Genomic DNA, 25,454 nt, shown 5'->3' with positions numbered 1-25,454 from the left:
GCCGGCGGTGCTCACTAACCAGTCCGTGGCCCTCGTGTGCTCTCGCCGACCGCGGACGGGGGGTGGTCCGCCTGCGGGTACGTCGTCAGAGCGGCGGCGATACTGCGACCCACTGCTTCCGCGACGGGTGGTGGCGAGGCGTGCCCCACCTGTCGGTAGACAGACGTCTTGCGCCCGAAGAACCGCCACTGATCGGGGAAACCTTGAATCATGGCCGCATGGCGGACGTTGAGCTTCGGCAGGGACTCCGGCGGGAAATCGGGTCCCGGGATTCCGTCGGCGATGCTGTTGCCGTTGACGCCAAGCCGTTCCCAGGCACGTTTCGTGCCGCTGGGCCCCAAGTCCGCCCCGCCCCGGTTGGCCGATCCGCCGACGATGGCGGGCGCCAGGGTGTCGGCCTTCGCCGCCCATGCGGCGGCCCCGGGCCATCCACCGCTTGCCATGGAGGGGCCCAGGAGTTCGCCGACCGTTCGAGGGGACTCGCCCGAAGGCTCAGGCCACTGAAACAGCGGGAACTCTCGTTCCCGCAAGGCGACAAGGAAGGCCTGTTTGCGATGTTGTGAGACGCCGAAGTCCGCCGCATCAAGCACACGCCAGGTGATTCGGAAGCCCACATGCGCGAGGTTGTCTGCCATCCATGCACGGATGCCCTCGAACTTCTCGGACGTCGCCAGGTCCGGGACGTTCTCCAGCAGGATGGCCCGAGGCTGCACCGAGTGGGCCAGCCATACAGCTGCCTCCAGTAGTTCACGTTCCCGCCCGCGTTCCGGCCTGAGGACAGTCGCAGCCGACCTGACCCGTGGAAGCCCTCCGGCGAGTAGATCGACGTCGTAGGTAGTCGGATACTCCTCAGGGTCGAAGTCCAGGACGTCCGTCCGCAGCACCTCCCACCGCGGACGGTTGAGCTGCAGCGTCTTGCACGAGTTCTCGTCGCTGTCTATCAGCAGCACCGGCGTGAAACCTGCTCGCTCGAGACCCAGTGCCTGGCCTCCCGCGCCGGCGCAGATCTCGAGCGACGTGAGGTGTGCTGGGGGCAATGCAGTTATCTCCTTCAGGAGCACAGTTGCGTGTGCGGTCGTGGAAACCCCCGGAAGAACTTTCCGAAACCGGGCGGGTCAGATATCAATGATCGCGTCGTCCTCGCGGGACGAGTCGACGGTAGTGAAGCGAACCACCCGGTCGTCCCGACCGTGAGCGGAGGCAGGCGCGATGAAGCTGAAGGCCATCACCAGCTGCTTCGGGTTGACCTCACCACTTGCCGTGAAGGCGTTGGGCTGCTTGGTCTCCAAGACGGGGTACAGGGCGATGACGCCACGACGAGCATGAACGAAGGCCTCCGTGATCGCATCACCGCTCGATTCCAGGGCACCGGCGATGCGCAGTGCCGCAGGGCGGTGTTTCGGGTCGCTGATGGCTCCGAAGTACGGGTCGCGCCGACGTTCGCGGCCGAACCACGAGAACAGGCGCCCCGAGTCTCCAAGGGGGAGACTCTTGTTTCCCGAAGCATGCTGGGGGGCGAGGACAAGCCAATCGTCGACCTCTGGGCGCACCTCGGTGATTTCCTCCAAGTATGTGAGGTTCGGAGCGAACTGTTGAGCTGCGTTCCATTTCAAGGAGCGAAGCAACTCAAGGATATCTTGCGCTCCGACCAGCCCCGTCAGGGCGCTGAACCGATCGATCGTGCCTGTTTCGGTCCAACGGTACGACAACGTCGTCGGAGAGGTCGAAAGGATCTGAAGAACGGGAAGCCAAAGGCTCAGATTATGCCGAAGCGCGGCCGCTTGCGAAAGGGTGGGATAGGCCGTGGGTTCTTCCCAGCGGCCAGGTGAACGAACCTCCACCAGCCGGGCGTTATACATTTTGTTGGCGCTCGCCGGGGGAAGGCCAGGGAAATGCTGTGACACCAGCGGTGGGATTTGGGCAGGCGTGACCTGCGGCTTGCCGTCGATCAGCTTGGAGTACTGCTCGAGCTGCTCACGGAAGGACTCCTCGTCGCGGCAGATCGCCTCGAAGGCATCGTAGAGGTCGATCTCTTTGGAACTCTTGCCCCCTGCCGACTCGTTGCGTCCGATCCACAGGCGAACCAGGTCACGGTAGCCCTTGCGGAAGCCGAACCAGCGGCCCATTTGCATCATCGTCGAAGCGTTGCCTGCGCGTCGCCGGTAGTAGGTGACCGTGAGTCCCTCCACCGTGAAGCCCCGAGAGAGCTTCTGGCCACCGATCAGGATCTTCCAAATGGCGCGACGGTCGAAGTCGGCCTCGCCTCGCTCAATGTCCTTGTCCCCGTTGACGACGATCACCGGCCTGTCGTCGCCGCCGATCCGGGTCCACGCTGCCCCGATGTGCGGTGCCAGTTCGTCGAAGGAGGCAGGCACCGCATAGCCGTCCGCACGTTGGCGCGACACGGGTGCGACGTCGAACTCGAAGAGCCGGCGCAGACGCTCACGCCCGGCCGGACCCACATAGCCGCCTTCGTCCCACAAGCGCAATATGCGCGTGTTCAGGTCGCGATGCTCCGAGGTCAGCCGGGACTCATGCACCAGCATCGTGTGGTGCCGGAATTGCCCCTCCGTCACCCGTAGGTCCTCGGCCTCGCGGTAGATCTTCATTGCGCCGGTGAGGACGAACATGTCCAGAGCCTTGCGGAGGCTTGGGTCGTCCTCTTCGTCCTCTGAGGTCCCGATGTCCCGCACATAGGCCAACTCATTGGAATTGGCCGGGCTTCGCTCGTCGTCCGGAGCCAGGTCGAGGTCATGGAATTCCTGGACCCCCATGTACCCGTCAGGTCGTCGCAGGGAGATCAGAAAGTCCTTGGGAAAGATGTCCTCGGTGTCGCTCGGGTCGATGAAGACGTTCGCGAAGGGAGTTGCCGTGTAGCCGACATACTGGGCGCGAGGTAGCAACCGGAGCAGCTCCGCCAGCTTCTGGTTGATTGCGGTGCGGTCCGCACTGCCGCTCCTCCTCGGGTTTGTAGTGTTGGGAGAGGCTTCATCCGACTCGTCATCGACGATGAGTGCGGGGATCTCCCCGAGTAGACCCTTGATCTTCTCGAGATCCTTGACGAGCTTGTTCAGTACTGTCTTGTTCTTCTTGACCACCATCAGCCGAACGGCAGCGTGGTCGAGGTTGCGCGGATCGTAGAGCGGAAGATTCTTCTCTCGCTTCTCGATCTGGAGGGCACGGATGCCCTGTGCGAGGGACTTGTAGTCGTTCTCGCGAGTGGTCAACCGCTCGATGTCGAAGGCTCCGAGCTCCGATGGCATACCGCCATGGGCGAGGAATCGGCCACGTAGCCAAGCCATGTCGTCGGCGTAGTCAGAGTCGATCTCCGAGGTTCCGCGCATGATGTTCTCTCGGCCGACCAGTTCCATGTCCAAGCGGCGCTGCGTCTGCGCACGCAGCAGGTCCAGCGTGCCGCCGAGAACGATGACCAACCGATAACCTGCGTCGACCGCCTTGGCGATGACGCCGGTGAAATTGGCGGTCTTTCCGGACTGAACGTATCCGACGACCAAGCCCTTCGACTGGTACACCTCCGGGGCTGTCGGATCCGCCAGACGTGCGACGACCTGCTCGGCGGCCTCGCCCAGATCGGATACCGTCTCCGGCCGCCAACCCTTCTGATCCCGTAGGTACCGCTCGTAGGCAGGCCAGTACCAGTCGACTCCGCGAGGTACGCCCGCCTGACGCCATGGCTTGTGCTTCTGGCTGATGACGACCGCGCCGGCCTTCTTCTGTACGGGGATCTCCGTATCGAGCGCCTTACGGGTCGCCTGCTCGAGGCCCAAGCGGTCGAAGACCGCGGTGCGACGTTCATCCGTGCGCGGATCCGAGGCGTCGGCCCAATCGTTGGTGGACGCACTGGTGGTGTAGTCCCAGTCCGTGAGTTGTCGACGCCATAGGCGTATCAATGCCTGGGGACCTTCTCCGGAGGCGGCGAGTATCTCCCGGAACGCGGATTCGGAGATGTCTGCTCCCGGAGCCTGGAGCTGGGCGTAGAGGCCGAGTGTAGGTGCGAGTGGCATCGGCCCGGCCGCCTGCATCCCGGCCAAGGCCGCTTGGTGCAGTTTGAGGAGAACTTCGGCCGTCGTGGTCTCAGGCTTCATGTGCTGTTGGGCTCTCTCAGCAGTCGCGGCTAGGGAAGGCGGTACGGGCCCTGCAGGGCGGAGGGCGGATGAGGTGTGGGGGGCAGTCCGGTCAAATCCATCCGGTATCCCACGCGGTCGATTCGAGCGGCAAGGTCGGGTGGTAGCCCCTCGAGCAGGGACGGTTCCAGCCGAGGGAGATTCTCGTCGGCGGCGAGGACGAGTGGAGCAGAGCGTATGGACCAACGCTCATCGTCGGGGGCCGAGTCCGGGGCTGTGTCGATCCAGCCGGCAGCGTTGAGCTTTTCCTCCCAACCATCCACTGTTGCACCCGGAGCATGCTCGGAGAGTTGCTCGCGTACACCAGTGACGCACTGGGTGAGGGTCCGACCGTGAGCGCCGCCACGGGTGAGCTGGAGCGAGACCACCCACAGGGGCCGATCGAGGGTGGGCGTGAGTTGGTTGAGGCCATGGACCGTGTGCAGGCGTTCCTCGGAAGACGTGGCCTTGACTTCTATGTCATAGGTGCACAGTCCGAAGTCGTGTTCTTCGCCGTCGGGAGCCTTCCATGACCTTGCGGCGATTTCCCAGCCATGCGTCGCGGCGAGTGAAGTGAGAACCGTCAGCTCACCGATCAAGCCGATGCTTTTCTCGGGGCTGAGAGCACGCGGTCGGCGCAGCAACGTACGCCATGCTCGTACGGTCTCGCTGAATGCTTGCTCGGGTGTGCGGCCTTGATCGACCACTCGATCCGCGACTGCGCAGAGCAGATCGTGGAAATCGCGAAGCAGCTGTCGCTGAGTCGTCCGCAGACGAGCCATCCTCATGCCTTCGAGGGCAATTTCCTCGACTTGTATCAGCGGGTGTGGCGAGCGCGGCAACTTCTGCCGTGAGCCGAGCTCGAGATGCAGCGCTATGTCACCGCCGTCCATGACGACGTAGTCGACACGAGGCACGCGGGCGCCGCTGAGTGGGATCGTCGCACTCCGTCCGGCGTGGAGAAAGTGTTCCACCTGAGACCAGTCCGCCTTGATCTCAGCTGTCATCGTCGTCCACCCGGTCCAGCTCGCTGCGGGCCGCGGCGACGAGGATGGTCTGCCACAGAAGGAGGTTGTCCTTCTCTCGAGGGCCTGCGTGGTCGGACTCGAAGACCTTGTGCAGCAGTAGGTACATGAGGGACTTGAGCACGGGCGCATCGTTGAGGCCGCCACGTCGCCCCCCGAGGATTGCCGGCCGATAGTGCTGGTTGAGGATGACCGTGCGATCCTCGCGGTCCAAGCTGAAGAAGAGGTCGTTGTCGAGCTTCTGCCAGCGGACGGCGATCGGCTCCTCATAGGGGAGCACCGGCAGCTCTTCCTCGATGACCTGACGAACCTCGGGAGCGATGCCTTTGCCGGGGCCCAGCACAGGCTTGCGGGTGGTGCCGGATCGCTTGCGGGCGTCGCGATAGACCGTGTCCGCGTCGGTCAGGAATTCGGTGAAGGAGCGACCGCCGGCGTCGGTGGCTTTCTCGAGTCCGGTGGTGAATTCCGGGGACGTCTCCACTCCGGCCTTCTTCACGGTGAGTCGGAACACCTCACCCATGTCGAGAGGCAGGTCGACGGCGACGCGGGCCAAGGAGAGGTGTTGCTCGGGCTGACGGAAGTTGTTCCAGCCGCCCGCTTGCACGAGTCGGTCGTTCCGATAAAAGTAGAAACCTTGCCGGTCGATGACGGAGCCAACGGCCTTGTACTCGTCCACATTGGACTTGGCAGGCCAAACGTGGGCGTCGAGCGATAGCTCCCCGATGCTTTCCACAGGCGCGGTGAATCGGCGTGGGTAGTCGGCATTGCCGGTCACCGGGTAGCCAAAAGGATCGAGTGGTTCGACGCCGAAGTCCAAGTAGACCGTGCCCGTGCGAACGTCCTCGACTGCGATCGTGATATTGAAATTCGGGCGGGCGAGGAAACGGTGCAAATAGAGTCCCAGATGGAGCCCGAGTTTATTGATTGTGCGCTGCAGGTAGCGGTCGGTCTGGCCGCCGCCACCGTGTTTCGGAAAGTCCTTCACCCCGTCCCAGCGGACAACCGTGCCCTGCCAGGTGATGGGTTTGTCGTAGTAGCGATCGATCAGGGTCTGCGCGTAGTCCGGGTCCACGATGTCGCACTGGAAGCCGGCCTTGGCGTGTTCCATCAGCCAGCGCCGGCCCACGGTGCGGGTGCGCTTGGTCGTGCTGACCACAGTGACGGCATTGGCGTGGGAGAGCGATGCGGACTTGAGGCCGGTGCCGAACATCCCGAGAGCCGCGGCGTCGTAGTCGCGGCGGCCGCCTACCGTCATCGCGATGTCGAGCGCCTCTTCGCCCATCCCGCGGCCGTCGTCCACGACAAGCAGGGATACGAGCTGCTCGCCGTCCCGAAGGAAGTGGATCACAACGTCCTTGGCGCCGGCATCGATGGAGTTGTCGACGAGGTCGGCAATGGCCACTTCGAAGCCATAACCCTGGCTGCTCAGCGCCTCAACGTACCTCGCATCCGGCGGAAGATGCTTGCTCCCAGTGGTGGGGACGTCGAACTTCCAGTCGCTCATTTAGTGCCTTGAGGTCCAGGTGGGGGGGGAGCCGTCAGGGAATTGTGAAACCAATGGTGACCGTAGTGCATGGGGCCCACAACAGGCCCAGGTCACGACAAATCAGTCGTCGGCGTGATCAGGCGCGCCGGGCCGCTGCGACGGCATCGGAGACTCGCGCCGCGATGGCTGCGGGGTCCTCGTGCTCCCAGAAGCGCAGGACGGCCCATCCCGCGGTGGTCAGGCTCTCGCTGGTCTCATGGTCGCGTGCGATATTGCGATCCAGCTTCCTGCGCCACCAGTCGGCGTTGGCCTTGGGGTGGGTGGCGTGTTCCGGGCAGCCGTGCCAGAAGCATCCGTCGAGGAAGACAGCGATCTTGGGGCCGGGGAACGCGATGTCTATCGTGCGGCGCGGGAGTCCAGGCACGGGGCGGTGCAGGCGATATCGGTGCCCGGATGCGTAAAGAAGTCGTCGGACGGCCAGCTCGGGAGTGGTGTCACGGCTGGCCTGGCGGCTCATCCGGGCCGAGACGGACGGAGAAGAAGGAATCGCGGGCACATGCCCATTGTGCTGCCCGTGAGGGGGTGAGCGCCGGCCCCCGGTGAAGCTGCGCAACGGGGACCGGACACTGGCCGGAGCAGCATGTCACTCAGGGCAATGTCGGCCCGATGCGGTGCCGGCCCAGCGGTCTCCGGCGCATCGGTACACGTGTGTGGCGGGCCGGATGTCCGGTGGGCGTCAGGTATTCGGGGCTGCCGCCGTCACCACGGGCTCGTGGTGGACCGGGAAGTTGACCGAGTTGGCGATGAAGCACTTTTCGTTGGCGGGCTTGTGCAGGTCGAGCGCCGTTTTGATCATTTCCTCGGAGGCGACGGTGACCTGTGGGCGCAGGACGACCTCGGTGAAGCGGCCGCCGCCGTCCTCCGTTTCCGCCATCGTGCCCTGCGCGTTGTCGGTGTAGTCGGTGACGACCACACCGGCGACGGCGCAGAGGTGGAGATACCACAGCATGTGGCACTGGGACAGGGAGGCCGTGAGGCCCTGTTCGGGGTTCCAGCGAGCCGGGTCGCCGCGGAACGCGGGGTCCGCGCTGCCGGGGATGGGTGGGAGTCCGGATGCGGTGACCTCGTGGTCCCGGGCGAAGGCTCGGTAACTGCTCGTACCGGTGCCGCGGTTGCCCGTCCAGGTGATGGAGACGTCGTAGCGGTGAGTCCTGGGCAACTGAGGGCCTCTCAGGTCTGGGGCGGGGTGCCGTGGCAGTCCTTGTAGGGGTACGTGGAGCCGCACCAGCAGGGGGCGTTGCGGCGCGGTGGCCAGGCGATGGCGCGGCCGCGGGCCGCCAGCGTGGTGGCGTACTCGGGGAGGAGCGACGCGTCGTCCGGGGACGTCTGCTCCGATGCGGCGAAGGCCTCGTAGGAGGGGACGGTCGCCGTGACGATGCCGAAGTTCTGGGTGCCCGTGGAGGCCAGTTCGCGCAGGGAGGCCTCGGTGCGGGCCAGGTGTACGGAGTGCGAGGGGTACTCGGAGGCGAGGGAGGGGTAGGCCGCGAGCAGTTCCGCCAGCTCGGCTTCCGGCCAGTGGAGGACCGCCACCGGGAAGGGGCGGGACAGGGCCGCGCGGCGTTCGCCCAGTTCGGCGCGGAGGCGGGCGATCTCGGCGTGCAGTTCCTCCGGGTTGTCCGAGCCGAGGGCCCACAGGCGCTTGGGGTTGTGGAGTTCGTCCAGGGAGATGTCGCCGGTGTGCAGGGTGTCGGCGAGGGTGTCCCACGCGTCGTGGGGGGTGCCCAGGAGGCGGCGGACACGGTGGCGGCCGGCGAGGAGGAGCCCCGCTTCGTACGGGACGTCGTCGCCGTCGATCAGCAGGCGGGCGCCGGTCGTGAAGCAGTCGTGGGCCGCTTCGAGATCGTCGTGGGACTCCAGGGCCTCGGCGATGATCTCCCAGGGCGCGGCGTCCCGGGGGGCCGCCGCGCGGATGCCGTCGATGATGGCGCGGGCCTCGGCCTCGTGGCCGTACTCCCAGAGGTTCGAGGCCTTGAGGGCCTTGATCAGCAGGGTGTTCGTGGGGCTGTCGGCGAGGAGGCGCTCGTAGAGGGCGGTGGCTTCGGGGCGGTCACCGGCCAGTTCCCGATGGGCGGCGGCTTGCAGGAGCAGTGGCTCGCTGTCCTCGGGGTACTGCACCGCGATGCGCTCCAGGCGCTCGGCTTCGGACGCGTGCTGGGCGGGGGTCTCGGAGGGCATGGTGCCAACCGTACTGCCGTGCGCCGACAGTCGGTCCTTTCGGTTCGTGCCGCTCAGACGGCGTCTCGGGGCTCGGGCGCCGCGGTGGGACCTGGCGTACGCCGTCCTGCGGATTCCGCGGATCGGTGTCACGGCCCGGTCGCGCAGGGCACCGGTACGAGCCGGGTACTGGACCGGGGGGTACGTGGGCCACTACCCGCGTGGCGGCCAGCCCGGACAGGCCGCGTACTTCGCCGTCGCCGGGCACCGGAAACACGCACGGTGAGCCGTTCCGGCACCTCGACCGGCTGAGGGCCGGGGACGCGATCACTGTCGAGACGGCGGACGCGCGGTTCACCTGCAGAGTCGGGAAGACGCTCCCGCGGACCTCGGCCCGCGACTCGGCCGTGATCGGCGAGGTACCGCGGAGCTCCGTGGAGACGGCGTACGGGTACGGCGGGCCGGGGTACGACATCACGCTCACCACCTGCGCCCCCGAGGACACCTCCCGGTACCGCTTGATCGTTGGGGGACGCCCGGAGAGTCCGGGTCCGGGGCGCGGAGCAGGGTCGGGCGGCGTGCTGCGACGTCGTCCTCATCTGCTCTGGCTGCTCGTGCCGTTTGTGCTCTATCTGGGGGCCGTGCCCTGGGTGAACCGGGTGGAGCCGTTGGTGTCCGGGGTGCCGTTCCTGATGGTGTGGCTGTTCGGCGCCACCGTCGCGACGCCCGTCGCCGTATGGCTCACCTGGCGCGGAGACCGCCGGGAAGACCGGCCCGGGGACCGACCGGCGGACCGGCCCGGGGAACGTCCGGGGGACCGGCCCGGGGACCTTCCGGGGGACGGGCCCGGAGGCCGTCCGGGGGACGGGCCCGGGGACCGTCCGGGGGACCGTCCGGGAGACGGGCCCGGTGTGGGTGTCCGTGCTCAAGGACGTACTGGTGATCGTGACGCTCGGGTTCCTCGCCGTGTACGTACCGCTGCACTACTTCGACGGGTACGGCGACCTCTTCCACCGGATGGTGGCGGAGAAGAGCGACTGGCTGACGCTGCCCGGGCACGCCTCCGGAGGGCTCGGCGAAGACTGGTTCATCTCCACCTCGCTGCTCAACGCGCTCACCGTCGTGATCTTCCCGACCACCGTCGCCGGATACCTGGGTGCCCGGAGCGCCGACGCCCTGCGGCGCAACGCCATCTGGCTGCCCTGCTACAACGTGCTGCTCTTCGTACCGATGCTGCTCGGCATGGCAGCGCTGTTCGTCGTGCCGGGGCTGGCCGGGGCCGACTCCGATCTGGCGCTGTTCAAGCTGGTCGTCGACGCGCTCCCGGCCTGGGCGGTCGGGGTGATCGGGGTGGCGGCGGCGCTGTCGTCGATCGTGCCCATGGCGGTGTTCATGCTGGTCATCGGGACGATGTGGGGGCGCAGCGCCCTTCCGCTCGTGCCGGGGTTCGGTGCGGGCGGGGCCGGGCGGGAGAGCCGGAGGGAGAAGGCGGCGTCGCAGGTCGTGGTCGTCCTCGCGGGGACGCCGGCGCTGGTGATGACGTATGTCGCGCCCACGACGCTCGTCCGTCTGTCGCTGGTCTCCTACGAGGGGATGGCGCAGTTCGTGCCGATGCTGCTGCTCGGGCTGCTGTGGCGGCGGATGACGCTGCCGGCGGCCGTCAGCGGCCTGGCGGTGGGGGTCGCGCTCGTCTGCGGGCTCGTCTTCAGCGGGAACGATCCGGTGTGGGGCGTGAACGCGGGGATCGTCGCACTTGCGCTGAACCTGGCCGTCGCGCTCGCCGTGTCGTATCTCGGGCCGCGGCCGTCCGATGGCCGGCCCGACGAGGATGTGCTCGCGCGTCTGCCCGCTGAGATCGCCTACCGCCCCGCCTCCGCGGCCGGTTAGCATCGGGGCTGTTGCGTCGCGGTGCAGTTCGATCATTGAGTCCGGAGGGGGGCTGCGTGATCCGCCACCTCGGATCGGTGCGTATGCACCTGAACACGCTTCTCTTCCTGCTCACCGAGCTCCTGCTGACCGAGAGCGGGTTGGGCGGCGCCGTCGCTCTGGCCGCCACCGCCGCGGTGAGCGCCGCGCTGATGGTCTGCTCGCTGTCCGTCGCACGCTCCGCGCGGCCGGTACCACCGACCCGTATCCGTACGGCGATACGGGACCGGGAGCGCCGTACGGCATTTCTGCCGCAACGGGATCCCGACGCCTCCGGCCGCCCCCGGCCCCGAGCGCCGGGCCGTCGCCTTCCGACGGCCGCGTAGGGGCTCCCCGACTCGTAGGGCTCGCAGGGAGCTGACCGCCCGCGCGGCTCGTCACGCCGACATCCGACCGATCTTCCGGCCGATCCTCCGGCACGACGAGACCCCGTGGAGGGCTCAACCATGTCCGTTCTCGCATCCCTCGGTGCGCTTCTCTCCCATATGGCAGACGCGCTCGACCCGTTCTTCGGCGGCTCCTCGACGGCAGCCGCGATCGTTGTCCTCACCCTGTGCGTCCGTCTCGCCCTCCACCCGCTCGCGCGGGCCGCAGCACGCGGCGAGAAGGCGCGCGCCGAACTCGCGCCCCGGCTGGCCGAGCTGAGGCGTACCCACAGGAACGACCCGGAGCGCATGCGGCGGGCGATGAGCGAGCTGTACGCGGAGACGGGCTCCTCGCCGCTCTCCGGTTGCGGCCCGATGCTGCTCCAGCTGCCGGTCTTCTTCGTGATGTACCACCTCTTCACCAGCGGGAACGGGGGCCTGCTCGACCACACGCTGTTCGGAGCGCCCCTCGGCGGACACTGGGCCGACGCTCTGGGTGAGGGCGGGGCCTTCGGCCCGGACGGCCTGGTGTACCTGGGGCTATTCGTGGCGATCGCCGCCGTGGCCTGCTGGAACTATGTGCGGGGGCGGAAGGCCACGGCCGCCGCCGCCCCGGCGTCCAGGGATGTGGAGGAGCCGCCGGTGCCGGGCATGGCGGGCATGGCCAGGATGATGCCGCTGCTCTCCTTCGGCACGCTCGTCACCGCCGCCGTCGTGCCGTTGGCCGCCGGGCTGTATCTGGCCACCACCACGGCGTGGAGCGCGGCCGAGCGGGCCTGGCTGCACCGGGACCGTTCGGCGCCCGCGTCCGCACCGCCCGTCCCCGGGACCGGCACTGCCGGATGACGGGCGACGGTGTCCCCGCCGGCCGTGTGCGTGTCTGCACGAGTCCGTGGTGTCCGTGCCGCCTGTGCCCCGTGTCCGAGCAAGCCGTGGTGTCCGTGCCGCCCGTGCCCGTGCCCGCACAAGTCGGCGGCCGTCGCCGGTCGCCGACCCCGCGGTGTACGGTCAGGTGTCGGCCGGTGTGCGAGCAAGGGTGAGGGGGCGTCCGATGACTCCTCGCCGCAGTGCCGACTCCGACACGCTGACCTTCACCGAGCGGGCCCGACGACAGCAGCTCATCGAGTGCACGATCGATCTGATCTCCGCGAAGGGGTATCCGGCGACCTCGCTGTCGGCCATCGCCGAGGAGGCGGGCATCTCCAAGGCCGCCGTCCTCTACCACTTCTCGTCGAAGAACAACCTCACCCAGGCGACGCTGGCCCATGTGGTCGCGGAGTTCACCGCGTACATCGAGGAGCGCGTCGAGCAGGCGCCGGATCCGCGGGCCGCCGTCGTCGCCTACGTACGCGCGATGATCAGCTATCAGCGGGCCAACCGCCGCCATGTACGCGTGATCACCGAAATGCTCCTGGACGACAAGGGCGGTACGGAGCTGACGACGCCGGGCCGCCATGACACCGGTGGGCGATGGCAGACTCTGGCGGACCTCCTGACGGCAGGCCAGGAGGCCGGTCTGCTGCGGGAGTTCAGTACGCCGACCGTGGCCCTGGCGATCGGCGGCGCCATCGACAGTGTGATCTCGCACTGGCTCCTCCACCCGGATCTGGACCTCGAAGCCGCGGCCGACGAGCTGGTGACCTTCACCCTCAACGCCATCGACCGCCGCGGCTGAACTCCCTCACGCCCGTGCGAACGCGGGCGCGTGTTCCGGGCGTATGCCCATCCCGCCGAAGTAAGCGGTCACGCCACGCAGCGGCGGCACCCGCCGGAGGAGCCTCATGGGCAGTGGCAGGGAGCCGCCGCGGAGGGTGTCGTCCAGGGCGGGGCGCAGCAGCATCTCATGCTCGCTCAGCTGGGATTTCTGCGTCAGGGCCGTGGGCAGCTGCCGACGCTTCTGCACGCGCGCCAGGTCGCGGAGACCGACCCGGCCGCCGCGCAGCGGTTCCGCGAGGATCCGGGCGGCCGCGACCGCGTCCTGGACCGCGAGGTTGACGCCGACGCCCCCGACCGGCGACATGGTGTGGGCCGCGTCCCCGATGCACAGCAGACCGTCCCGGTACCAGCGTGGCAGGCGGCCCATCGTCACCTCGAGCAGTTTCACGTCGTCCCAGGTACGGATCGTGTCCGTCACGCCCCGGTCCCAGCCGAACAGGCCGCCGAGCCGGTCCCGGAGCCACTGGATGTCATGGGCCCGAAGCTCCTCGTCCCGGCCCTTCTTGATCAGGTAGGAGGTCTGGTAGTACTCGCCGCGGTCCATGGTGACCGCTGCCTGCCCGCCACCGAACCGCGCGAAGACCCGCCCTACCTCGTCGGTTCTGTCGGGCGGCAGGGGAACGCGTACGGACCAGACGTCCATGGGGACCTCGAACGGTTCCTGCCGGAGTCCGGCGGCAGCGCTGACCACCGAGTCCCGGCCGTCACAGCCGACCGTCAGACCGGCCGCGAGCTCGTGGGGGGAGCCGTCCTCCGCGAGGTAGCGGACTCCGGTCACCCGGCCCGCGTCGGTGAGCAGCCCGGTCACGCTGGTGCACATCCGCAGCGTGAAGGAGGGTTCGTCCATGGCGGCGCCGGCGAGCAGATGGAGGAAGTCCCACTGCGGGACCATGGCGATGTACCGGTGCTTCCCCGGAAGACGCCGGAAATCGGCCGCGGTCACCGTCGCGTCGCCGATCTGCATCCGCATCTCCTCGAGCCTGCGGTACGGGAGCGTGGCGAACCGTGCACCGAGCCCGAGTTCGTCCAGCAGGCGCAGGGTCGACGGGTGGACGGTGTCGCCGCGGAAGTCCCGGAGGAAGTCCCGGTGCTTCTCCAGCACCGTCACCTCGATGCCGGCCCTGGCGAGCAGCAGGCCGAGCATCATGCCTGCCGGTCCGCCGCCCACTACACAACATGTCGTGCGCTCCATGCTTCCTCCCCCTTGTCGACGATCGGCACCAACCGTCGGGTCAGTTGTCTGACCGTTCGGTCAGGATAGTGGTACGAGGGAGCTCTGGTCCGGTGTTCCGGGAAAGTCGGAGGAAGGGGGGCTTTGGCCTCGCTGGACGGCCTGTTGACCGGCCCGTGGGACGAAGTCCCGTTACGGGCGCGGCTCCGCCGGCACCGGGAGGCCGCCCGCCGCGGGCCCGTCGTACCCGGCGGGCGGCGTCGGTGGACCGGTGCGGACCGGGCCGGAAACGCGCCGGCCCGGCACCAGGACTCAGCGGCCGCCCGGGTGGTGCGGCGGCCGTCCGGGGCCGACGGTGTCCGGGCGCGGCTTTCTGTCGTCCGGCCGGGGGGACCCTCCGGGCGCGGTGACCCTCCCCGCGCAGTGGCCCTCCGGATGCGGCTGTCGAACGGACGCGGCTGTCGAACGGACGCGACGGTCAGGCGGACGCGGCGGTCGTCCCCGTACGGCCGGGGCGGCCGTTGCGCAACCGTCCCAGGTCCCAGGCCGATCAGGCCGCGAGGAAGCGCTCCAGGGCCTCGACCACCAGCGCGTGGTCCTCGGCCTGCGGCAGCCCCGAGACCGTGACCGACCCGATGGCTCCCGTGCCCTCGACCAGGATCGGGAACGAACCGCCGTGTGCGGCATAGCGGTCCGGGTCCAGGCGGGAGGACCTCTCGAAGGTCGTGCCCTTGGCGCGGAACCGGGCGCCCACCAGGTACGAGCTCTCGGCGTACCGCTCGACGACCCGGCGCTTGCGGTCGACCCAGGCGTCGTTGTCCGCGGAGGAGCGCGGCAGGGCGTAGTGGAAGAGCTGCTGCGCCCCGCGGCGGATGTCCACGACGACGGGCGCCTCGCGCAGCCGGGCCAGCTCCACCAGCATCGATCCCAGGTGCCAGGCGTCGTCGTGGTCGAAGCCGCGCAGTACGAGGCGGCGCTCCTGGGCCTCGAGGACGGGGATCAGCGCGGCGGCCTCCTGCGCGGCGGCCTCCTCCGTGGCGGAGCCCGTCGCAGGGGTGGAGCCGCCGGTGGGTGCGGCGACGGTGCCGCCGCCCGGGTCCGTACCGCCGGGGGTGGCCCGGCCGCCTCGTTCTGCCGCCATCATGCCTCCGCTCCGATCGTGACCGTACGGCCCTCGCGCGCCGAGACGCGGGCCGCTTCCAGGACGTCCAGGGCGGCCGCGGCCTCATGGGCCGTGACCGGCGGCGGGGTGCCGTCGCGCAGGGCGGCGGCGACACCCGCGTAATAGGCAGGGTAGTCGCCCGGCAGGGTACGGACCGGGGTACCGCCGCCGGTCAGCGGGGATTCTCCCGCGCCCAACCGGCCCCACACCGACTCCGGTTCGATGCCCCATTCGGGGGTGACGCCGGGCCGGAGGCCCTCGCGGAGGGCGGCCTCCTGCGGATCCAGCCCGTACGTGACGTAGCCCGCGGCACTGCCCAGAGCCCGGAAGCGGGGGCCCAGTTGCGCGGTGACCGCGCTCATCCACAGATGGGAGCGGACGCCGCCCGCGTGGGTGACCGCGATGAAGGTGTCGTCGTCCGACTCGGCGCCCGGGCGGCGTACGTCCGACTCGGCGTAGACCCGCACGGCCGGGCCGAAGAGGACCAGCGCCTGGTCCACCAGATGGCTGCCCAGGTCGTAGAGCAGACCGCCGATCTCGGCCGGGTCGCCGGACTCGCGCCAGCCGCCCTTGGGCCGCGGCCGCCACCGCTCGAAGCGGGATTCGAAGCGGTGGACCGCGCCCAGCTCACCGTCCGCCAGGAGCTTGCGGAGAGTGAGGAAATCGTTGTCCCAGCGGCGGTTCTGGAAGACGGACAGCAGCAGGCCGCGCTCCTCGGCGAGAGCCGCGAGCTCCCGCGCCTCGGCGGCGGTGCCGGCGATCGGCTTGTCCACGACCACCGGAAGACCGGCCTTCAGCGCCTCGGTGGCGATCGGCACATGGGTGCGGTTGGGGGACGCGACGACGATCAGATCGAGCTCGTCCGCACGGTTCCACAGCTCCTGCGGCGAGGCCGCGAAGCGCACGTCCGGGTGCTCCTGGCGCGCCTGGGCCCGCCGTTCGGGGGCGGAGGTGACGACGGTGTCGAGGGTCAGGCCGTCGGTGGCGGCGATCAGCGGGGCGTGGAAGACGGATCCCGCGAGGCCGTATCCGACGAGGCCTACACGGAAGGGGGTGCCTGTGCCTGTCATGGGAGCCACTTAAGCAACGGTGTTGCCAAAGAGCAAGCGGAGTGGAGAATGGGGGTGTGAACAGGGAGAACTCGGGAGCCAACCTTCCCGCGCTGCGCAGTCACAACGCCGCGCTCGTCCTCGATCTGCTGCGAGCGGCGGGGGACACCGGCATCAGCAGGCTGGAGCTCGCCGAGCGGACCGGCCTCACCCCGCAGGCGGTCAGCAAGATCACGGCGCGGCTGCGCGGGGAGGGTTTGGCGGTCGAGGCGGGGCGCCGTGCCTCGACCGGCGGCAAGCCGCGCACGGTACTGCGGCTGGTACGGGAGGCGCGCAGCGCGGTGGGGCTGCATCTGGACCGGGACGAGCTGACGGCGGTGCTCACCGATCTCACGGGCGACCCGGTGGCCGTACGGACGGCGCCGTTCGACTTCGGCGGCAGCGCCGAGCAGGTGATCGATACGGCGCAGGCGCAGGTACGGGAGCTGCTACGGGACCGCGTGGCGCCCGTCCTCGGCGTGGGGGCCGCGTGCCCCGGCCCGCTCGACCACCGGGGTGGAGTGCTGGGCCGGGTCACCGGGTTTCCGCAGTGGGACGGCTTCCCGCTGCGGGACGCGCTCGCGGAGCGGCTCGGGCTGCCCGTCGTCCTCGACAAGGACACCAACGCGGCAGCTCTGGGTCTCGCGCTCCGCGGGGCGGCCCGTCCGGAGGCGGTGGACGGGGGCGTTGGGGACAGGGGAGTCGGGGACAGGGGAGTCGGGGACGGCGGGGGAGTCAGGAACGGCGGGGGAGCCGGGACGGGCGGGGCATGGGCGGGGGCCGGGACCGTGGGTGGCGGGACCGCGGCGGGGGCCGGGGCCGCGGGGGACCGGACCGTTGCGCCCGGGGCAACGACAGGCGCCACCGGAGGAGGCGGGGGAGCGGCGGGGGCCGGGTCGTTCGCGTATCTGCACCTCGGGACCGGGCTCGGCGCCGGGCTGGTGCTCGGCGGCGGCCTCCACCGGGGAGACCGCACGGGGGCCGGGGAGTTCGGGCACCAGGTGATCCAGCTCGACGGCCCGCTGTGCGACTGCGGCAACCGCGGCTGCATCGAGGCGCTGTGCCTGGCCGCCGTGGCCCGTGGCGACACAGTGGAGGCGGCGCGTGTCCTCGGAACCGGCGCGGCCAACCTCGTCGGACTGCTCGACATCGACCGGGTCCTGCTCGGAGGCCGGGCGGCCGTCGCCGACGCCGGGGTGTTCGTACGCGGTGTGGCGGCGGTGCTCGCCGAGCGTGCCGCCCGGGAGGGCGAAGGCGGGGCGGCGGGCCGTACGGTCCCGGTCGCCGTGGCACCCGACGGCGTGCGCGCGGTGGCGTACGGGGCGGCGCAGCTGGTCCTCGCCCCGCTCTTCGGTCACGCGACGTCACAGGCCCCCCCGACGTCACATGCCCCCGCGACGTCACATGCCCCCGCGACCTCGCATGCACCCGCGACGCCACAGGCACCTGCCACGTCAGAGGCACCCAAGACCGCACACGCACCCGAGGCGGAGCCGATCGGCTGAACAGGCGACTGGGCCGATCACCACCACCCATCGGATCAGGCGATCATGGGCTGATCGAGGGGGATTCCGCCTCCGGTTCCCCCGCGCCCCGCCGTGGTGCGGCAGATGGCGCCGGGACGGATGGCAGGGTCATGCCTGGTACCGGCCGACCCACCGGCCGGGCAGCAGCCGACCGCCGCCGAGAACCCCCGAAGGTCCCCCCATGCGCCTGCGCACCGCCCTCACGGCCGCGATCACCCCCGTCCTGATGGTCCTCGGCCCCGTCGGCACGGCCGAGGCGGACCGGCCGCCGCACGACCGCGCCCCCGGCCGCGGCCCCCAGCCCTTCTGCGGTGACCCCAACAGCCCCGGCTTCCCCATCGAGACCCGTATCCACGGCGGCCCGGACGTCTATCCGCCCGGCGGTGACTGGCAGACCTGGAACCTCGATCTGCGCAACACCACGGCCGCGCACTGCAGTGGCATCCACCCCGTCGCCGTGCTGGTGGACCATCAGCGCTCTCTCGACAGGGACCGTATCGGCCTGGAGTTCTACGATCCCGGCAAGCGGGAGTGGCGGCCCGTCAGCTTCGAGACCACCGACCAGGACGAGCAGATCGGGGTGTTCGAGGGCGGCCGGTTCAAGGGCTTCGTCGTGCCGCGGCACAAGACCGTCACCGTGAAGGTGCGGATGCGGTTCTCCGGCGACACCGGTGAGGACCGGGTGCGGGTCAACGTGGCGACCGTCCAGCGCCGGGACGACGACGGCGACTGGGTCGGCGAGTCCAACGACTACGAGTTCGACATCCGCCGGCCCGGCGGTGAGCAGCCCCGGCTCCCGGACCGCCCCGAGAGTCACGACAAGCAGCACGACACGCGCTCCGAAGCCCCCGGGCTCCCGGAGGCCAAGGGGGACGAGGCGGAACCGGAACGGCCGCTGCCCGCCGCCGAGGCGCACCACGAGCTCGCCCGGACCGGGGAGGAGGCCCTGCCCTGGATCGCCGGAGCGGCGGCCCTCTGTCTGGTGGGCGGAGTGGTTCTGGTGGCGCTGGTCCGGCGCCGTACCCGCTGATCCCGGGCCGTACGGGACGTACTGCCCGCTCGGATGCATCCTCCGCCGATCGACGGGCAGCAGCACCTCGGCACCGTTGTGTCCGGCGGGGCCCGGATCAGCACCTGCTGGCTAGGCTGTGGGCGTCGGCGCGGCACACCGCGGTGCCGTCGCGTACCAGCACACGCATACGGCAGGAGTCCGGCATGGGAGAGCGCAAGCCGATCGAGTCATGGCTCACCGACATGGACGGGGTCCTCATCCACGAGGGCATCCCGATCCCCGGTGCGGATGCCTTCGTCAAGCGGCTGACCGAGTCCGGCAGGCCGTTCCTCGTGCTCACCAACAACTCCATCTACACCCCGCGCGACCTGCACGCCCGGCTGGCGCGGATGGGGCTCGACGTGCCGGTGGAGAACATATGGACCTCGGCGCTCGCCACCGCCCAGTTCCTCGACGACCAGCGGCCCGGCGGCACGGCGTACGTCATCGGGGAGGCGGGTCTCACCACGGCGCTGCACGACATCGGCTATGTCCTCACCGACTCCGAGCCGGACTACGTGGTCCTGGGCGAGACCCGCACCTACAGCTTCGAATCCCTGACCAAGGCCATCCGGCTGATCAACGCGGGTGCCCGCTTCATCGCCACCAACCCGGACGAGACCGGGCCGTCGGCGGAGGGCGCCCTGCCCGCCACCGGTTCGGTCGCCGCGCTGATCACCAAGGCGACCGGCCGTGAGCCGTACTTCGTCGGCAAGCCCAACCCGCTGATGATGCGGGCCGGGCTCAACGCGATCGGGGCGCACTCCGAGAGCAGCGCCATGATCGGCGACCGGATGGACACCGATGTGCTGGCGGGCCTGGAGGCCGGAATGGAGACGTTCCTGGTGCTGACGGGCGTGACCCAGCCTCATGAGGTCGACCGGTTCCCCTACCGTCCCTCGAACGTGGTCGACTCCATCGCGGACCTGGTCGACCGGGTGGGCCCTCACCGAACGGAGTAGTCCGGTCACGCACCGGGATGCGGAGCCTCGGCACACACGCGAACCTGCTGACGTAAGAGGAGGTTCACGATGGGTTCTGTACCGCCTTGCAAGCTGTCCCGCGTCACTCGCCGCGTGGCCGTGGCTGTTGCCGCGGCCGCCCTGTGTTCGGCGACGGCGCTGCCCGCCGTCGCCGAGGAATCCGCTCCCGGTGACGATCCCTCCGCCTCGGCGGACGAGTCCCTGCTCGCCGAGCTCGACAGCACCGCCACGTCCCCCGCGCCGTCGTCCTCCGGCGCCGCGGCGGACACGTCGTCCCCGGACACGACGGGCGACACCTCGGGGGACACGACGGGGGACCGGCAGGAGGACACGCCCGGGCAGATGCCGGAGGACAGCCTCTCCAGCTCCACCGGCAACTCCACAGCGGGCTCACTCAAGGTCTCCCCCTCCGTGGTCGCGGCCGGAGCCGAGGTCCAGGTCCATGTAGAGGACTGCAAGGGCTCCAAGGTCATGGCCCGGTCCGAGGCCTTCGTCGCGGATGCGCAGCTCGCCGCCAAGGGCGGCGGCGGCCTCCACGCCGAAGCGAAGATCCGTTCCACCACGTCCCCGGGCACCTACAAGGTGAGGTGCGACTGCGGGGGCGAGGCTCCCCTGACCGTCGTCGCCCGGGGCAGCACCCCGACCGCGCCGGTGAAGGCCGGTGGGGGCGGAACCGCCCGTGCCGTCTCCAAGGACGCGGACGGGCCCGGGGTGGCCCATGTCATCGTCGGGGCCGGTCTCGCCGGCGCCGCGGGTCTCGCCGTGGCGGGTATCGCCCTGCACCGCCGCCGGGCCGGGTCGGCGGGCGACTGAGGCCCGGGCCATCGTGTCCGACCGGCGCTGTCCCGTGGCGGGGCGGCTGGTGAGTTGTCTGACCTGGGTGGTGGTCCTGGCCGGGCTGTGGATATGGGGGCGGGAGATCACCGACGGTCCGCCCATCGGGTCGCCCGCCACCGGTGATGTGGCGGCGGCCGGCCGTCCGGCCGCCGCCCCGTTGCCCGCGGCCCATGAGCCGATGCGGTCGGCCCGGCCGCAGCGCGTGGAGATCGATGCCCTGGGCGTCGGGGCACCGGTCGTCGAGCGCGGCCTGGACGCGGACGGCGGCATCGACCCGCCCCCGTTCGACACTCCCGGGGTCGTCGGCTGGTTCGGCGGCGGGCCCGCGCCGGGCGCCTCGGGCACCGCCCTGCTCGTCGGCCATGTCGACACCGAGTCCGCGCCGGCCGTCTTCTTCCGGCTGGGCCAGATCAAGCCCGGCGAACGTGTCCGCGTCGTACGGGAGGACCGGTCCGTCGCGGAGTTCACCGTCGAAACGGTCGAGGCCCTCACCAAGAAGCGCTTCGATCCCGCGCGGGCCTACGGTCCGCGCCAACCGGACCGAGCGGAGCTGCGCCTGATCACCTGTGGGGGCAGCTACGACCCGCGACACCACACGTACACCGCAAATGTCGTGGTCTCGGCGTATCTGACGGGGACACGGGCCGCCCCGCTCATCGCGGGGGACAGGGTGTAACAGCTGTTCGACGATGGTCGGACAGAATCGTGAGCCGCCGAACCGGTGTGCCACGATGGATTCGACCGGTCTTGTCCCACGCGGATCCTGGGGCGTTCACCCAGGATGTGCAGCCAAGGGGGAGTGGATGTACGGCAGTTACACCGGCCGCGGGCGCAGGGCCGCGTTCGCCCGGCTCACAGCGGGCACCGCGGCGGTGGGGGCGCTGCTCGCCCTGTCGGGCTGCTTCGCCTCGCCCGACCCGCCCGACGACGAGGGGCGCCCCCGGCAGCAGCCCAAGTCCAGGGCCCCGTACTGGGTGAACCCGGATGGTAAAGCGGCCAAGCAGGTCGTCTCGTTCCGCAAGGACGGGCGCGAGAAGGACGCCGAGGCTCTGGAGCGGATCTCCCGGCAGCCGGTCGCGGAGTGGATCGGGGTCGACGACCCGGAGGGCCAGGCGCGCGGCTTCACCGAGGCCGCGGAGAAGGCGGACCGCGACGCGCTGCTGGTCCTCTACAACATCCCGCACCGCGACTGCGGCCAGTACTCCAAGGGCGGGGCGGCGGACGGGAACGACTACCGCGCATGGCTCGGCGAGGTGCTCAAGGGGATCGGGGACCGGAGAGCCACGGTCGTCCTGGAGCCGGACGCGCTGCCGCACGTCGAGGACGGCTGCACCCCGGAGCAGTTCCACGAGGAGCGGTTCGCGCTGCTCTCCGAGGCGGTGGAGAAGCTCAAGGCGCTGCCGAGGACCACGGTGTACCTGGACGCGGGCAATCCGCGCTGGATCACCGACCCGGGCCGGATGGTCGAGCCGTTGAAGCGCGCGGGCATCGACAAGGCCGACGGCTTCGCGCTCAACATCTCCAACTACCAGACGACCAAGGAGAATACGGTCTACGGCAAGAAGCTGTCGGGGATGGTCGGCGACAAGCCCTTTGTGATCGATACGAGTCGGAACGGCAACGGCCCGGCGCCTGGGAAGGCAGACCCGGAGGCCTGGTGCAACCCGCCGGGCCGGGCGCTCGGTGAGCCGCCGACGACGAAGACCGGTGACGAACTCATCGACGCCTACCTCTGGATCAAGCGGCCCGGGGAGTCGGACGGCGACTGCAAGGGCGGCCCGGCAGCCGGACAGTGGTGGCCGAAGTACGCCCTGGAGCTGGCCCGGAACGCGCGCCACTGACCCGTACGTGCAAGCCTGCGCGGCGCACCGGTGACGCGTAGGCCCACGAACCGGCCACCTACGGGTACGGGTACGACGCGCGACACCGACGCGTACGGAGACGACGCACTACCACCGACTTGGAAGACGACGGCGCCCCCTGCCTCCGCGGCCGGGGGCGCCGTCGTCCGGAACGCCGTCGTGCGAGCAGAACCTAGGGGACCTCGACCCAGCGGGCCTTGGACGGGGTGCCCTGGTCGTCGGTGACGAACAGCATGTACCAGCCCGACGGGACCAGCGAGCGGTCCTTGGGCACCGTCACGCTGATGCCGTCCGCGCTGCGATTGAAGTCCATGGCGATGGACCGCTGGTCGACATCGGTGACATGGGTGACGGCGCTGGGGCGCATCAGCCGCACGTTCTTGATGGTGGAGGCGTACCGCGTCCTGAAGGTTGCCGTGCCGCCGCGCCTGACCCTGTCGGGGCCGGAGTCGAGCTTCGGCCGGGAATCCCGGTAGAGGTACGGCGGGGTGTAGATCTCGATGCGCTTCTCGAAGACGCCGGGCTTGGTGTTGGCGGCGTCGGAGTAGAGCGAGTCGGAGCCGAAGATCATGACGCGGCCGTCGGGCAGCAGGATGGTCCCGGAGTGGTAGTTGCGGCCGACCGTCGGGTCGGCGACCTTGCGGAAGGTGCCGGTCCTGGCGTCGTAGATCTGCGCCTTGAGGATGTTGCTGTCGCCGCGGCCGCGGTAGTCGCCCGAGCCGCCGGAGACGAAGACCGTGTCGTCGGGGAGGATCGATCCGCCGGGGTAGCGGGTGCCCTCGGAGAGGGGCGCGCCGTCCTTGAACCGCGGGTCCCGCTTCTTGAGGTCGACCAGCCGGGTCTTCTCGGACGACTTCTCGGACTCGCCGACCCCGCCGCCGCCGATCACCATGAACTTCTGGTCCTGGGCGGGGGGCAGCATCACCGACATCGACGTCTCGAGGATGTCCGGGTCGCTCATGCCCGGGACGGGATCGAACTCATTGGTGTCCACGTCCCAGAGGCCCGGGGTGCGGCCCTTGGTGGCCGGGCCGTAGCCGGCGTTGGAACCGGTGTAGAAGATCTTGCCGCCGTTGGTCAGGAACAGCGCGGGATAGGTCGGGAAGAAGCGCTGCCGGGGCAGATAGGACCACTTCTTGGTCTTCGGGTCGTAGATCTCGTTCTTGCCCGGGACGACCTGGCCGATCTCGTCGAGCCCGGAGACCGAGAGGACCTTGCCGTCCTTGAGGGTGGTCAGGGTCGGGTACCAGCGGGCCTCGTGCATCGGGTCGACCCTGATGTAGCGCTCGGCGACCGGGTCGAACTCGAAGGCGTCCTTGATCCCCTGGAAGTCCTTCTTGTCGAAGGAGAGCTTGTTGGCGATCCCGTAGAGGTTCTTGGCCTCGGCGCCCTTCAGGCCCTGGATGCGGTAGTTGTCGGTGTCCCCCGTGGAGTGCTTCCTGCCCCGCTCTCGGGCCTCGACGTAGACCCGTGCCTCGCTGGCGGTGACGGTCACCTGGCCCGTGGCCGGGTCGGCCTTCTTCTTGGCCCGCGGGACGAGCAGGTTGTCCTTGGACTCGAAGGTCTTGCCGCTGGCCTTGCCGGTGAAGAGCGTGCCCGCGGGAAGGGTCTTGGGGCTGTCGGGGCTCTCATTCTTGACGATCATGAGGCCGCCGGCCTTGCGGACGTCGCCCTTGAGCTTCTCGTAGCGCTGGGTGCCGCCCGCGACCAGCAGTTTGCCGTCCGGAAGCTGGGTGTGTCCCGCGCAGAACATGTCCTTGGGCGTCGGAATGTTCTTGTAGGTGTTCTTCTCCGGGTCCCACAGGACCGAGCGGAAGGTCTTGGAGGCGAACATCTTGGCGTTGTTGCCCGACCCGGCGATCAGCAGCACCTTGCCGGTGTGCAGCAGCGCCGCATGGATCGTGTGGATCCGGTTCTTCTCCGGGACGTCCAGCAGGTCCCAGTGGCCGTTCTCCGCCTTGTAATCCGGCTGGTTGATCTTGTACGCGTGGTACTTCTCCGAGCTGAAGCGATAAAGGGCCGGTCCGTTCATTCCGGCCACGACGAGCACTGCCGCCGCACCGATGGATATCCGTCGGGTGCGGCGGCTCGGACGGTACTTCATGTGTGACGTCCCCCAAGGGCGATCTGCATGGTCTGGTCGTTGGCTGCCCCATCGGGCTCCGGCTGCTGGTCGGTGGCGACCGGACCGCCGCCACCCGCACCGTCGGAGCCGGGCGGGGAGGCGCTGCCGCCCCCGGCCTTCTTCTTGCGCTCGGCCTGCCGGAGTGTCCACGCCCAGGCCAGGATCGGGGAGGCCGTGATGGTCAGTGCCAGCGTCGCCCAGACGATCATCGCCGGGTGGCTGTGGCCGAAGTAGAAGGAGGAGGCGAGCGACCCGCCGAAGACCAGCATGAAGAACATGTGGATGCGGAACGTGCCGAAGAGGGTGTCCGGACTGGAGGAGTCGCCCTTCGGGGTCACCACGAACTTGCTCTTGCGGCGCAGGACCGCGTCCATCAGCGAGCGGGCGTAGATGGGGGCGGACAGTGCCGACATCGCCATGCCCGCCACACCGCCGGATCCCTCGGGCTCGTGGGGGGAGACGTTGTGCCGCCGGTTCCAGATGTAGAGGCCGATCTGGAGGGCGGACGCGTTCCCGTACAGCATCATCCACATCGCCGGGTCGATCTGGATACCGGATGCGCCGAACCCGAGGAACAGGGCACAACTCAGGGCGGCCAGAATCCAGTTGAGCGCCGATATGGGATAGAAGATCACCATCAGCGTGTAGTTGAACAGCTTCCCGGGCGGCAGGGTGAAGGGGGCCTTCCAGAACTGTTTGAGGATGGTCTCGTAGGTGCCGCGGGACCAGCGGAGCTGTTGGGTGAAGAAGTCGGTCCAGGCGGTGGGGCCTTCGCCGACGGCCAGGACGTCGG

At 69.5% G+C, this 25,454-nt stretch carries 20 protein-coding genes and 3 pseudogenes; 11 read left to right on the top strand and 12 right to left on the bottom strand.

Annotated features, from left to right (window positions below; translation table 11 throughout):
* Positions 1–14 precede the first annotated feature (14 nt).
* From ACTWQE_RS23585 to ACTWQE_RS23555, 7 genes are all read right to left on the bottom strand, one after another.
* Positions 15–1,061, bottom strand: coding sequence for a DNA cytosine methyltransferase (locus ACTWQE_RS23585; protein ID WP_443331027.1), 1,047 nt, complete (start codon positions 1,059–1,061; stop codon positions 15–17).
* A 54-nt stretch (positions 1,062–1,115) separates the two neighbouring features.
* On the bottom strand, positions 1,116–4,106 hold the full coding sequence (locus tag ACTWQE_RS23580) for a Z1 domain-containing protein (protein ID WP_443331026.1): 2,991 nt from the start codon (positions 4,104–4,106) through the stop codon (positions 1,116–1,118).
* A gap of 29 nt (positions 4,107–4,135) precedes the next feature.
* Complete coding sequence (locus ACTWQE_RS23575) at positions 4,136–5,131, bottom strand: PD-(D/E)XK motif protein (RefSeq protein ID WP_443331025.1); 996 nt, start codon at positions 5,129–5,131, stop codon at positions 4,136–4,138.
* Positions 5,121–6,653: an ATP-binding protein gene (locus tag ACTWQE_RS23570; RefSeq protein ID WP_443331024.1), complete on the bottom strand. Its 1,533-nt coding sequence runs from the start codon at positions 6,651–6,653 to the stop codon at positions 5,121–5,123. Before ACTWQE_RS23570 ends, ACTWQE_RS23575 begins: the two co-directional genes overlap by 11 nt.
* A gap of 118 nt (positions 6,654–6,771) precedes the next feature.
* Positions 6,772–7,152 carry a very short patch repair endonuclease gene (locus ACTWQE_RS23565; RefSeq protein WP_443331039.1) on the bottom strand — a complete coding sequence of 127 codons (381 nt, stop codon included), beginning with the start codon at positions 7,150–7,152 and terminating at the stop codon, positions 6,772–6,774.
* A gap of 219 nt (positions 7,153–7,371) precedes the next feature.
* A complete protein-coding gene (locus ACTWQE_RS23560) occupies positions 7,372–7,854 on the bottom strand; it encodes an OsmC family protein (protein ID WP_443331023.1) in 483 nt (160 codons plus the stop codon).
* Positions 7,855–7,865: 11 nt separating this feature from the next.
* On the bottom strand, positions 7,866–8,870 hold the full coding sequence (locus ACTWQE_RS23555) for an SEC-C metal-binding domain-containing protein (protein ID WP_443331022.1): 1,005 nt from the start codon (positions 8,868–8,870) through the stop codon (positions 7,866–7,868).
* Between ACTWQE_RS23555 and ACTWQE_RS23550 the strand changes: the two are divergent.
* The 5 genes and pseudogenes from ACTWQE_RS23550 to ACTWQE_RS23530 all read left to right on the top strand — a co-directional run.
* A pseudogene (locus tag ACTWQE_RS23550) lies at positions 8,783–9,610 on the top strand (DUF3311 domain-containing protein); the annotation flags it as partial. The gene ACTWQE_RS23555 and the pseudogene ACTWQE_RS23550 sit on opposite strands and share 88 nt — an antisense overlap.
* A 142-nt stretch (positions 9,611–9,752) precedes the next feature.
* Positions 9,753–10,736 (top strand): annotated as a pseudogene (locus tag ACTWQE_RS23545) (sodium:solute symporter family protein); the annotation flags it as partial.
* A 56-nt stretch (positions 10,737–10,792) separates the two neighbouring features.
* Complete coding sequence (locus ACTWQE_RS23540) at positions 10,793–11,101, top strand: DUF6412 domain-containing protein (RefSeq protein ID WP_443331021.1); 309 nt, start codon at positions 10,793–10,795, stop codon at positions 11,099–11,101.
* 120 nt (positions 11,102–11,221) lie between these two features.
* Complete coding sequence (locus ACTWQE_RS23535; protein ID WP_443331020.1) at positions 11,222–11,986, top strand: YidC/Oxa1 family membrane protein insertase; 765 nt, start codon at positions 11,222–11,224, stop codon at positions 11,984–11,986.
* 205 nt (positions 11,987–12,191) lie between these two features.
* Positions 12,192–12,815, top strand: coding sequence for a TetR/AcrR family transcriptional regulator (locus ACTWQE_RS23530; RefSeq protein WP_443331019.1), 624 nt, complete (start codon positions 12,192–12,194; stop codon positions 12,813–12,815).
* 6 nt (positions 12,816–12,821) lie between these two features.
* Here the strand turns inward: ACTWQE_RS23530 and ACTWQE_RS23525 are convergent, their stop codons facing one another.
* The 3 genes from ACTWQE_RS23525 to ACTWQE_RS23515 all read right to left on the bottom strand — a co-directional run bounded on the left by ACTWQE_RS23525 (position 12,822) and on the right by ACTWQE_RS23515 (position 16,259).
* On the bottom strand, positions 12,822–14,048 hold the full coding sequence (locus ACTWQE_RS23525; RefSeq protein ID WP_443331018.1) for an FAD-dependent oxidoreductase: 1,227 nt from the start codon (positions 14,046–14,048) through the stop codon (positions 12,822–12,824).
* Between the two features lie 529 nt (positions 14,049–14,577).
* Positions 14,578–15,030 carry a heme-degrading domain-containing protein gene (locus ACTWQE_RS23520; RefSeq protein WP_443331038.1) on the bottom strand — a complete coding sequence of 151 codons (453 nt, stop codon included), beginning with the start codon at positions 15,028–15,030 and terminating at the stop codon, positions 14,578–14,580.
* A 137-nt stretch (positions 15,031–15,167) separates the two neighbouring features.
* Entirely contained in the window at positions 15,168–16,259 is a 1,092-nt protein-coding gene (locus ACTWQE_RS23515) for a Gfo/Idh/MocA family protein (protein WP_443331017.1), read from the bottom strand.
* A gap of 56 nt (positions 16,260–16,315) precedes the next feature.
* On the opposite strand from ACTWQE_RS23515, the gene ACTWQE_RS23510 reads away from it, so the two are divergent.
* The 6 genes from ACTWQE_RS23510 to ACTWQE_RS23485 all read left to right on the top strand — a co-directional run bounded on the left by ACTWQE_RS23510 (position 16,316) and on the right by ACTWQE_RS23485 (position 22,515).
* Positions 16,316–17,782, top strand: coding sequence for an ROK family transcriptional regulator (locus tag ACTWQE_RS23510; RefSeq protein ID WP_443331016.1), 1,467 nt, complete (start codon positions 16,316–16,318; stop codon positions 17,780–17,782).
* Positions 17,783–17,984: 202 nt separating this feature from the next.
* Entirely contained in the window at positions 17,985–18,833 is an 849-nt protein-coding gene (locus ACTWQE_RS23505; RefSeq protein WP_443331015.1) for a hypothetical protein, read from the top strand.
* A 185-nt stretch (positions 18,834–19,018) separates the two neighbouring features.
* Positions 19,019–19,816 carry an HAD-IIA family hydrolase gene (locus ACTWQE_RS23500; RefSeq protein ID WP_443331014.1) on the top strand — a complete coding sequence of 266 codons (798 nt, stop codon included), beginning with the start codon at positions 19,019–19,021 and terminating at the stop codon, positions 19,814–19,816.
* A gap of 114 nt (positions 19,817–19,930) precedes the next feature.
* Positions 19,931–20,650 carry a hypothetical protein gene (locus ACTWQE_RS23495; RefSeq protein WP_443331013.1) on the top strand — a complete coding sequence of 240 codons (720 nt, stop codon included), beginning with the start codon at positions 19,931–19,933 and terminating at the stop codon, positions 20,648–20,650.
* A gap of 49 nt (positions 20,651–20,699) precedes the next feature.
* Positions 20,700–21,350 (top strand): class F sortase, encoded by a 651-nt coding sequence (locus ACTWQE_RS23490; RefSeq protein ID WP_443331012.1) that lies wholly within the window; start codon positions 20,700–20,702, stop codon positions 21,348–21,350.
* A gap of 127 nt (positions 21,351–21,477) precedes the next feature.
* On the top strand, positions 21,478–22,515 hold the full coding sequence (locus tag ACTWQE_RS23485; RefSeq protein ID WP_443331011.1) for a glycoside hydrolase family 6 protein: 1,038 nt from the start codon (positions 21,478–21,480) through the stop codon (positions 22,513–22,515).
* Between the two features lie 193 nt (positions 22,516–22,708).
* Here ACTWQE_RS23485 and ACTWQE_RS23480 read toward each other — a convergent pair whose 3' ends face one another.
* Together ACTWQE_RS23480 and ACTWQE_RS23475 are read right to left on the bottom strand one after the other, a co-directional pair.
* Entirely contained in the window at positions 22,709–24,640 is a 1,932-nt protein-coding gene (locus ACTWQE_RS23480; protein WP_443331010.1) for a galactose oxidase-like domain-containing protein, read from the bottom strand.
* Positions 24,637–25,454, bottom strand: a pseudogene (locus tag ACTWQE_RS23475) (glycosyl transferase); the annotation flags it as partial. The pseudogene ACTWQE_RS23475 and the gene ACTWQE_RS23480, both read right to left, overlap by 4 nt.

It is taken from the genome of Streptomyces sp. 8N706, from assembly GCF_052245415.1.
In the GTDB taxonomy this organism is placed as follows: Bacteria; Actinomycetota; Actinomycetes; order Streptomycetales; family Streptomycetaceae; genus Streptomyces.
This window is presented reverse-complemented; position numbering and strand designations above follow the sequence as displayed.

Bases quoted from the DNA above. Each gene is read 5' to 3' on its own strand.
- ACTWQE_RS23480 (WP_443331010.1), bottom strand. From the start codon at position 24,640: ATGAAGTACCGTCCGAGCCGCCGCACCCGACGGATATCCATCGGTGCG.
- ACTWQE_RS23575 (WP_443331025.1), bottom strand. From the start codon at position 5,131: ATGACAGCTGAGATCAAGGCGGACTGGTCTCAGGTGGAACACTTTCTC.
- ACTWQE_RS23530 (WP_443331019.1), top strand. From the start codon at position 12,192: ATGACTCCTCGCCGCAGTGCCGACTCCGACACGCTGACCTTCACCGAG.
- ACTWQE_RS23535 (WP_443331020.1), top strand. From the start codon at position 11,222: ATGTCCGTTCTCGCATCCCTCGGTGCGCTTCTCTCCCATATGGCAGAC.
- ACTWQE_RS23485 (WP_443331011.1), top strand. From the start codon at position 21,478: ATGTACGGCAGTTACACCGGCCGCGGGCGCAGGGCCGCGTTCGCCCGG.
- ACTWQE_RS23565 (WP_443331039.1), bottom strand. From the start codon at position 7,152: ATGAGCCGCCAGGCCAGCCGTGACACCACTCCCGAGCTGGCCGTCCGA.
- ACTWQE_RS23570 (WP_443331024.1), bottom strand. From the start codon at position 6,653: ATGAGCGACTGGAAGTTCGACGTCCCCACCACTGGGAGCAAGCATCTT.
- ACTWQE_RS23505 (WP_443331015.1), top strand. From the start codon at position 17,985: ATGCGCCTGCGCACCGCCCTCACGGCCGCGATCACCCCCGTCCTGATG.
- ACTWQE_RS23580 (WP_443331026.1), bottom strand. From the start codon at position 4,106: ATGAAGCCTGAGACCACGACGGCCGAAGTTCTCCTCAAACTGCACCAA.
- ACTWQE_RS23500 (WP_443331014.1), top strand. From the start codon at position 19,019: ATGGGAGAGCGCAAGCCGATCGAGTCATGGCTCACCGACATGGACGGG.
- ACTWQE_RS23555 (WP_443331022.1), bottom strand. From the start codon at position 8,870: ATGCCCTCCGAGACCCCCGCCCAGCACGCGTCCGAAGCCGAGCGCCTG.
- ACTWQE_RS23525 (WP_443331018.1), bottom strand. From the start codon at position 14,048: ATGGAGCGCACGACATGTTGTGTAGTGGGCGGCGGACCGGCAGGCATG.
- ACTWQE_RS23515 (WP_443331017.1), bottom strand. From the start codon at position 16,259: ATGACAGGCACAGGCACCCCCTTCCGTGTAGGCCTCGTCGGATACGGC.